This is a genomic window from Psychrobacter sp. T6-1 (genome assembly GCF_052258445.1).
Map to the genome: position 1 here is coordinate 1 of NZ_JBQQFC010000214.1, position 4,312 is coordinate 4,312.

Genomic DNA, 4,312 nt, shown 5'->3' on the forward strand with positions numbered 1-4,312 from the left:
GCTACGCCGCATGGATTGGCATGCTTGACGATAACGCAAGCTGGTGCATTAAAGGCTCTAACGCACTCGAGCGCTGCGTCAGTATCGGCGATATTGTTATATGACAACGCTTTGCCTTGTAATTGCTTGGCAGTAGCGATAGAAGCACCATTGGATGAAGACGCCTCAACATAAAAAGCTGCTTTTTGATGTGGATTCTCGCCGTAGCGCAAATCTTGCGCTTTTTCAAGCTGCACGTTTAGTGTACGAGCAAAGGTTTCAGGCTCTTGGTGCTCATTGACTCGGCTACCCAAAAAGTTAGCAATCATGCCATCGTACTGCGCGGTATGCTCAAACGCTTTTACCGCTAAATCATAACGTAGTGCTGAGCTGAGCTGAGGTCTATTACCAAGCGCTCCAAGAACGCGCTGATAGTCCGCTGGATCAGTAATTATACCTACATGAGCGTGGTTCTTGGCCGCCGCTCGTACCATAGTAGGACCGCCAATATCGATGTTTTCGATAGCGTCCGTCATCGAAACATTGTCACGGGCAATCGTCTCAGCGAAGGGGTAGAGGTTAACCACTACTAGATCAATACGAGCGATATCATACTCGCTCATAACGTCGTCATCAGTACCGCGGCGACCCAAAATACCGCCGTGAATCTTGGGATGCAAGGTTTTGACGCGGCCATCCATCATCTCAGGAAACTTAGTATAGTCAGAGACCTCAGTGACAGCAACGTCATGCTCTTTTAGCAAACGATAAGTACCACCAGTCGAGAGCAGACCAAACCCTGCTTGTAGCAAACCTTGAGCGAATTCGACGATATTGGATTTATCAGAGACGGACAATAGGGCAAGCGGTGTTGTACTCATAAAAACAGTTCCATAAAAAAAGCCTGACAGTAGCGTCTGGCAAAATAATCATATCAAAATGACGAAGAGGGATCGGATAGACCTTAATTATAAGCTATATCTAGGATAATCAAAACATTAGTATTAAAGCGTTGACGTAACGATAGTTAACGTGTTGCTACCTAAAAGCGTCGACTAAATGCTTATTTTAAAGCGCTTACATTAAATTATGAGTTTTGAGCTTTTTACGTAGGGTGCCGCGATTAAGGCCTAGTATTTGTGCGCACTTTGATTGATTACCGCGGGTTTGTTCTAATACAACGCTTAACAGAGGGCGCTCAACTTCTTTTAAGATAAGCTCATAGAGGTCTGTGGGTATATCATCGCCAAGCGTTACAAAGTATTGACGTACAACGCGCTCGACATGCATACATAAAGGCTCATGCGTCTCTTGTGCTTGTAGATAATCTGAGGTGTGGGCAAAACGGTTGGCATGATCTGGTATTTGAGGTGCCATAAAGTGATGTCCTTTACGTTAATATGAGGATAGCTACCCACAAGCCATGATAATTTATGATTAATATCAGGGCTAATAAATAGGCTCAATGGTTACTGTGCTGATTTGCTGATTGTCTATAGGTACAGTGAACCACAATTGCTTTTGGCCTTGTACTGCTAGCTGATTTTGTGGGCTTAGCAAATAATCGTCAGGCGCGGCAATAAAGGCGCCGATGAGCTTGTCTGAGCCGTAAAGACTTACCCTAAGACTTGGTAATAGCTGACTTTGACTGCTTTGATTGTTTAAAGTCGCTCGTATATCACTATAGGTACCTGAATCGTTGAGCTGGCTTGCACGATGAGTAATATCTGTTATCGCCAATTGGCTTAGATCAGCATTGGGTAGACTACAAGCTGCAACCGCGCAAATCTTTTGTAAACGCTGTGCATAAACAGGATCCTTTACTAAAGTATCCACATTAAAAATAACATATTGCGCTAATAAAAGAAGCACTAAAGCTAAGCTGCCAGCTGTCCACAGCAAGATAGCCATTGACGTTCGAGAGCTTGTTTGCATAGTTTGATGACGCTCTAGCGGTTTATTCGCTAACTCAAAACCATCATTTGCGTCGCCCTCTTCTTCAAAAGGCACGCCCATATCGATAAGAAGCTGCGAGAGATCAGTATCGTTTTGATGCTGATTGTCGTCTTCACTCTCTTCTGCTAATAGCTGCTCTAACCAAGCATTATCTGCGCCGTCGCTCTTATCAAGAGAATGATTATCAAAAGTATGGTCGTTCTCTAAGCCCGTATTATTGGTAGCACTAGAGTTGACAGTGCTTTTCTTTAAGGCCACTTGAGTATCAGTATCAAAGTCAGTAAGCGTCCCTTCATCATTCAACAAAGTATGAGCTGTATTATTGTCTGAATCTGCGACACTATCATCAAATAAATCTGGCTCAGATGATGTCTCAAGCAATGAGGACGCATCGCTGCTACTCACCGGTTTAGACCATGGCTCCATATTCTCTAGCATATAATCTAGAGAATCATACTCTGAGGTTGTAGCGTGTACTCCTTGAGCCTCATCTTGTATCAAGCTATCGATGGTCTGACTGTTTAAAGGTATAGAATCTGATAGTGAATGACTGTCAAAAGTAGCTACAGACAGATTATCGCTAACTCTAAAACTACGAGAACATTGATTACAAACAATTTTCGCATCTTCTTTATTTAACTGATTTTGATGCAAATGAAAATGAGCACCGCAATAAGGGCATTGAGTATTTATAGGCGTAGTCATATGCTCAAATCCAAAAAGGTACAATTATCAATATCGCATTGCCAAGGGTTCAAAGTTAGCTAAAGTATTTTTAGAATGAAATAGCTAAGCACTTGGCAGTGCCAATCTCAAATAATGCACCTATCGTAACAGATGTAATCAGATGTTACTAGTCTGTAAACGTGCCTGAGAGTCGCTGCCAGTGTTGATCTTCTTGAGCGCTAAAAGCATGCTTTGGATCAAGTTTGAAATAGGGCTGGTAAGCGTCGCTCACCTGCTCAGTTTGTGATTCAATAAGTCCTGCTAGGACTATGCGGCCCTGTTTAGTGATTAAGGTTGCAAAATAAGGTGCTAGGCTAATGAGGGGCTTTGCCAAAATATTGGCGACAATAACGTCAACGGGCAAGACGTCATGCTGCGTGCAGTAGTCTCTAAAGTCCTCTGGTAAAAAAGCTTGCAGACGCTCGCCAACTTGGTTGCGTTCGGCATTTTGGTTGGTTGCAAGTACCGCTTGCGGATCTATATCAACTGCATACACTTGGCGCGCACCTAACAGCAAAGCGGCAATACCTAAGATACCTGACCCGCAGCCATAATCGATCACAATGTTGTCTGTTAGGTTTTGCTCTGTGAGCCAGTCAAGGCACAAGCGCGTGGTAGCATGATAACCTGTACCAAAGGCCAGTCCTGGATCCATAATAATATTAATTGCGTCAGGATTTGGCGGCTTAAGCCAGTTGGGGACGATCCATAGGTTGTTCGCGCATTCAATAGGGTGATAGTTGACCATCCACTCGCGTTCCCAATCCTTATCATCGACACGACTCAACCAGATTCGGCTGGCATGTACTTGTGCGGCGATCTCATGGCTCAATTGTTCAAGTACTTGACGATCACCAATGGGAGTCGTAGCATCAAATAGCCCGGTTAATATGACCTCATCCCACAGTGGCGACTCGCCAGGGAGAGGTTCAAACAAAGGCTGATCACCGGCGTCATCTAAAGCGATAGATAATGCGCCTGCCTCTAGTAAAAGGGATTCTGCCAAATCGACATTTGCTTTTTCGCACTGTAAATGCAGTTGTTGCCATGCCATAACGATAACCTTGATAAGTGATAAAATAAAATATAAGTCTTGAACATAGCGTTAGTTATCGAAGTGCTCTTTGCGCCTCATTGATAACGCGTGCGTTGTTTTGTAGTTGACCTGAACGCAAGATGATCTGCCACAGGGCACGGCGCCGCGTGTCATCTTGCGAGACACTCAAACCGCGGCGTGCCATTGCTTCAGCTTTTCGCGGTTGATTCTTTTTGAGGGCCACTTGCGCTAGATAAAAGTACACCGCAGATGATCTAGGCGCTAAGCGCTGCGCACGAGTGAAGCTGTTTTCAGCTGCGGTTAGATCGTTGGCTCTGAGCTGATTGGTACCATTTTGCATCAAATTGCGAAAAGCGGGCAGGTCGCTATTACTACTACTGGTAGCGCGGCTTTGCTGCTGCGAGTTTGCTCGTGCGCGCTCTAACAAATCACCGTGCGAAGGCACTATCGGCGGCGTGACCTCACTGGTGCGCGGCGGCGTAATAATGATCTCTTCACGATAAGGCTCCGGTATTGGTTGATAGGGAGGAATGGTGTAAGCATCATTGCTCGGACTTGACGGTATATTTTGCTGAGGCTGAGGCTGAGGCTGAG

The 4,312-nt window shown here is 44.9% G+C and carries 5 protein-coding genes; all 5 read right to left on the reverse strand.

The genetic code is table 11. The annotated features are described in order from the left end of the window. Positions 1-860, reverse strand: an 860-nt coding sequence (gene purH / locus ACTXGO_RS10320) for a bifunctional phosphoribosylaminoimidazolecarboxamide formyltransferase/IMP cyclohydrolase (RefSeq protein ID WP_443574365.1), incomplete at its 3' end; no start/stop codon positions are given. Between the two features lie 196 nt (positions 861-1,056). Beyond that, positions 1,057-1,269, reverse strand: coding sequence for a helix-turn-helix domain-containing protein (locus ACTXGO_RS10325; RefSeq protein ID WP_317199854.1), 213 nt, complete (start codon positions 1,267-1,269; stop codon positions 1,057-1,059). Between the two features lie 159 nt (positions 1,270-1,428). After that, positions 1,429-2,640, reverse strand: coding sequence for a DUF3426 domain-containing protein (locus tag ACTXGO_RS10330; RefSeq protein ID WP_443574366.1), 1,212 nt, complete (start codon positions 2,638-2,640; stop codon positions 1,429-1,431). A 148-nt stretch (positions 2,641-2,788) separates the two neighbouring features. Beyond that, a complete protein-coding gene (gene prmA, locus ACTXGO_RS10335; RefSeq protein ID WP_435950728.1) occupies positions 2,789-3,715 on the reverse strand; it encodes a 50S ribosomal protein L11 methyltransferase in 927 nt (308 codons plus the stop codon). A gap of 55 nt (positions 3,716-3,770) precedes the next feature. Further along, positions 3,771-4,312: tetratricopeptide repeat protein (locus ACTXGO_RS10340; RefSeq protein ID WP_443574367.1), on the reverse strand; the 542-nt coding region annotated here is incomplete at its 5' end.

Coding starts and splice junctions, on each gene's coding strand:
- prmA (WP_435950728.1), bottom strand. CDS start 3,715: ATGGCATGGCAACAACTGCATTTACAGTGCGAAAAAGCAAATGTCGAT.
- ACTXGO_RS10330 (WP_443574366.1), bottom strand. CDS start 2,640: ATGACTACGCCTATAAATACTCAATGCCCTTATTGCGGTGCTCATTTT.
- ACTXGO_RS10325 (WP_317199854.1), bottom strand. CDS start 1,269: ATGCATGTCGAGCGCGTTGTACGTCAATACTTTGTAACGCTTGGCGAT.